Source organism: Luteitalea sp., assembly GCF_044337415.1.
GTDB lineage: Bacteria > Acidobacteriota > Vicinamibacteria > Vicinamibacterales > Vicinamibacteraceae > Luteitalea.
Genome location: NZ_JBIINP010000305.1, coordinates 1 through 3,904 on the forward strand (window position 1 = coordinate 1; position 3,904 = coordinate 3,904).

General features: G+C 70.1%; 4 protein-coding genes. All 4 read left to right on the forward strand.

Going from position 1 to position 3,904, the window contains the following annotated elements; genetic code table 11:
• Nucleotides 1–19 precede the first annotated feature (19 nt).
• The 4 genes from ACIRDX_RS21370 to ACIRDX_RS21385 all read left to right on the forward strand — a co-directional run bounded on the left by ACIRDX_RS21370 (nt 20) and on the right by ACIRDX_RS21385 (nt 3,859).
• A complete protein-coding gene (locus ACIRDX_RS21370; protein ID WP_396627453.1) occupies nt 20–784 on the forward strand; it encodes a FadR/GntR family transcriptional regulator in 765 nt (254 codons plus the stop codon).
• Between the two features lie 135 nt (nt 785–919).
• Complete coding sequence (locus ACIRDX_RS21375; RefSeq protein WP_396627454.1) at nt 920–1,693, forward strand: SDR family NAD(P)-dependent oxidoreductase; 774 nt, start codon at nt 920–922, stop codon at nt 1,691–1,693.
• Between the two features lie 19 nt (nt 1,694–1,712).
• A complete protein-coding gene (locus ACIRDX_RS21380; RefSeq protein WP_396627455.1) occupies nt 1,713–3,218 on the forward strand; it encodes an MFS transporter in 1,506 nt (501 codons plus the stop codon).
• Nucleotides 3,215–3,859, forward strand: coding sequence for a bifunctional 4-hydroxy-2-oxoglutarate aldolase/2-dehydro-3-deoxy-phosphogluconate aldolase (locus tag ACIRDX_RS21385; RefSeq protein ID WP_396627456.1), 645 nt, complete (start codon nt 3,215–3,217; stop codon nt 3,857–3,859). Before ACIRDX_RS21380 ends, ACIRDX_RS21385 begins: the two co-directional genes overlap by 4 nt.
• The last annotated feature ends 45 nt before the right edge of the window (nt 3,860–3,904 follow it).

Sequence of the window (3,904 nt, forward strand, 5' to 3'; positions counted from 1 at the left end):
AGTCAGCCGGAGTAGTGGTATGACCACAGAGAACCAACGCACCTCCAAGAAACCGTTCGAGGGGGTGGCCGCAGAACTCGTCGTCGCGCACGTGCGCGAACTGATCGAGCGGGGATCGCTCGGGCCCGGCGATCGCTTGCCCGCCGAGCGTGAACTCGCGCTCCAGGTGGGTGTCAGTCGCCCGAGCGTCCGCGCCGGGCTGCGGGCGCTGTCGGCCATGGGGGTCGTGCAGTCACGACACGGCGCCGGCACCTTCATCCGCGGTGGCCCGCCGTCACTCGGCAGCGAGCCCCTCAGCTTCCTCGCGGCCCTGCACGGGTTCACGCGCGACGAGATGTTCGAGGCCCGCCGCGTGCTCGAGGTCGGCGTCGCCGGCCTGGCCGCCGAGCGCGCCACCGGCGACCAGCTCGCGTCCATCTCCGAGGAGATCACCGGGATGTACGCCTCGATGGACGACCCACAGGCGTTCCTCGTCCACGACATCCGCTTCCATCGCGCGGTCGCGGTCGCGGCGGGTAATCCGATCCTCGCGTCGCTGGTCGAGATGGTTTCCGAAATCTTCTACGAGCATCGGCGTCGCACCGCCGAGCAGGGCACCGACCTGAAGGAGGCGGCCGACCTGCATCGCGGCATCTATCACGCGCTCCGCAGTCGCGACGCCGAGCGCGCGCGCCGCTCGATGGAGGCGCACCTGTCGCGAGCTCGCGATCGGCAGGCCTCCGAGGCCGGATTCGGTGGCGAGACCGACCGCCCGTCGCCGGCCGTGGTGGCCGCCGCGGGGTAGCGCGCAGGGCCGCGATTCCTTGATTTCCGGGGGCCTGCCTGATAGGTTTTGCGGGCCCGACACACGCTCGTCCGACGACCGGTCGCCTCATGCGCGCCGTCAGCCACGGCGAGCCTGAGGAGCGACGGACAGCACATGTTCCAGGGATTCGACTTGAGTGGGCGCGTCGCCGTGGTGATCGGCGGCACGTCGGGGATCGGGCGCGCCATGGCGCGCGGCCTTGCGGAAGCCGGGGCGGACGTGGTCGCCACGGGCCGCCGGCAGGCGCTGGTCGACGAGGCGGCGGCGGAAATCGAGGGCATGGGCCGCCGCAGTGCGCGCCTCGCCGTGGACGTGGCCGACCGCGCGTCGCTCGTCGCCCTGCGCGACGGCGTCGCGGCGCAACTGGGCCCGACCGACATCCTCATCAACTGCGCGGGGCGCACCAAGCGCTCGCCGACGCTCGAGGTCGACGAGGCCGACTGGGCGGCCATCCTCGAGACCAACCTCACGGGCACGCTGCGCGCCTGCCAGGTGTTCGGCCCGTCCATGATCGAGCGCCGGTGGGGACGCATCATCAACATCGCGTCCCTCTCGTCGTTCGTGGCCCTCTACGAAGTGGCGGCCTATGCCGCGAGCAAGGCGGCGGTGGCCTCGCTCACCAAGTCGCTGGCCGTCGAGTGGGCGCCGCACGGCGTCACCGTGAATGCCGTCGCGCCCGGCGTGTTCCGCACCGACCTGAATGCGCAGTTGCTCGACGGCACCGGCCGCGGCAAGGAGTTCCTGATGCGGACGCCGATGAAGCGCTTCGGCAGCATCCCCGAACTGGCCGGCGCCGCGGTGTTCCTGGCCTCGCCGGCCGCCTCCTTCGTCACCGGCGAGGTGCTCGTCGTCGACGGCGGCTTCCTCGCCAGCGGCGTGAACCAGTAGTCGCCGCACGGAGATCCGCATGAGCCTGGCCGACGCTGCTTCGTCCCCTCGCACCGCCTCGGCGTCGGCCAAGCCGACCAGCGTCCGCTGGGTGATCTGCGCGCTGCTGTTCTTCGCCGCCACGATCAACTACATCGACCGGAACGTCCTCGCGGTGCTCAAGGCGCCGCTGACGACCGAGTTCGGCTGGACCAACACCGAGTTCGGCTACATCAACTTCTTCTTCCAGGTCGCCTACATGGTCGGCATGCTGGCCTCCGGCTGGCTGATCGACCGCATCGGCACGCGCCGTGGACTGGCCATCGCCATCTGCCTGTGGAGCATCGCCGCCATGCTCCATGCCGAGGCGCCCGAGATCGGCAGCGCCGTGCAGGGCGCCTTCGGCTCGCTGGGCCTGACGATGTCGGCCTCGGTGGCCGGGTTCGCGCTGTGCCGCGTCCTGCTCGGCCTCGGCGAGGCGGCCATCTTCCCGGGCGCCGTCCGCAGCATCGCCGAGTGGTTCCCGCAGAAGGAACGCGCGCTCGCGACCGGCCTGTTCAATGCCGGCACCAACATCGGCGCGCTCCTCACGCCGATCATCGTGCCCATCATCCTGTTCCGCTACGGGTGGTACTGGGCGTTCTTCGGCACCGGCGCCGTCGGCTTCCTCTGGCTCGGCGTGTGGCTGTGGCAGTACAAGTCGCCGCGCCAGCACGCCGGCGTGAACGCGGCCGAACTGGCCCTCATCGAAAGCGATCCGCCCGACAGCGCGGCGTTCAAGGTGCCCGGCCTGCTGCTGGCCGGCATCGTCGCCGCCGTCTGCTTCGTGAGCGGCACCGTCGCGGCCACGTTCTTCGGGGCGCGCCTGATGGCCGTCTCGTTCTTCGTGGGTGGCCTGATCGTCGCGATCATCCTCAACCCGCGCCGGCAGGTGTGGGCGTATGCCGTCGCGAAGTTCATGACCGACCCGGTGTGGTGGCTCTACCTCACCTGGCTGCCCGACTTCCTGCTGAAGGTGCACAAGGTCGACATCAAGGGCGCCATGCTGCCCCTGGCCACGATCTACCTGATCGCCGACTTCGGCAGCGTCGCCGGCGGCTACGTGAGCTCGAAGCTGATCCAGAAGGGCTACACGGTCAATGCGGCCCGCAAGATCACGATGCTGATCTTCGCGCTGAGCGTCACGCCCATCGTGTTCGCGGCGCAGGCCACCTCGCTCTGGACGTCGGTGCTGCTGGTGAGCGTGGCGGCGGCTGGCCACCAGGCGTGGAGCGCCAACGTGTACACGCTCGTGAGCGACATGTTCCCGCGGCGCGCCGTGGGCAGCGTGATCGGCTTCGGCGGGATGATGGGCGCCTGCGGCGGCGCGATCATGCAGATCGCCGTCGGTGTGTGGCTCGATGCATCGGGCAACAACTACGTGCCCATCTTCGTCGCGGCCGGCACCTTGTACCTGCTGGCGCTCGGCGTGGTGCACCTGCTGGTCCCGAAGATGACGCCGGCGCAACTCGAGTTGCCGGCACCCGGAAAGGAAGGCATGGCATGAGTCGGACCGACGTGGTCCGCGCGATCGAGCAGAGCGGCGTCGTCGCCGTCATCCGCCTCAAGGATGCCGGCAAGCTGCGCCACGTGGTCGACGCCCTGATCGAGGGCGGCGTCACGGCCATGGAAGTGACCATGACCGTGCCCGGCGCCGTGGGCCTGATCGAGCAGCTCGCCAAGGACCTGCCGAGCGGCTTCCAGCTGGGCGCCGGCACCGTGCTCGACCCCGAGACGGCGCGGCAGGTGATCCTTGCCGGCGCGACGTATCTCGTGGCGCCGACGCTGAACCTCCGGACGATCGAACTCGCGCACCGCTACGACGTGGCGGTCATGCCCGGTTGCTTCACGCCCACCGAGATCCTCACCGCGTGGGAAGCGGGCGCCGACGTCGTCAAGGTGTTCCCGGCCACGACCCTGGGGCCGGGCTACATCAAGGACGTCAAGGCGCCGTTGCCGCAGGTCAAGCTCATGCCGACCGGCGGTGTCACGCTGACCAATGCCGGCGAGTGGATCAAGGCCGGCGCGTGCGCCGTGGGCGTCGGCAGCAACCTGGTGGATGCCACGGCCCTCGCCGCGAACGACTTCGCGCAGATTGCCGAGAACGCCCGCACCGTCGTCGGCAGCGTCAAGGCTGCCCGCGCGTGAGACCGGTGTAGCCGTCGGGCTTGCCCGACGGTCACGGCGCGCACC

Coding starts and splice junctions, on each gene's coding strand:
- ACIRDX_RS21370 (WP_396627453.1), top strand. CDS start 20: ATGACCACAGAGAACCAACGCACCTCCAAGAAACCGTTCGAGGGGGTG.
- ACIRDX_RS21375 (WP_396627454.1), top strand. CDS start 920: ATGTTCCAGGGATTCGACTTGAGTGGGCGCGTCGCCGTGGTGATCGGC.
- ACIRDX_RS21380 (WP_396627455.1), top strand. CDS start 1,713: ATGAGCCTGGCCGACGCTGCTTCGTCCCCTCGCACCGCCTCGGCGTCG.
- ACIRDX_RS21385 (WP_396627456.1), top strand. CDS start 3,215: ATGAGTCGGACCGACGTGGTCCGCGCGATCGAGCAGAGCGGCGTCGTC.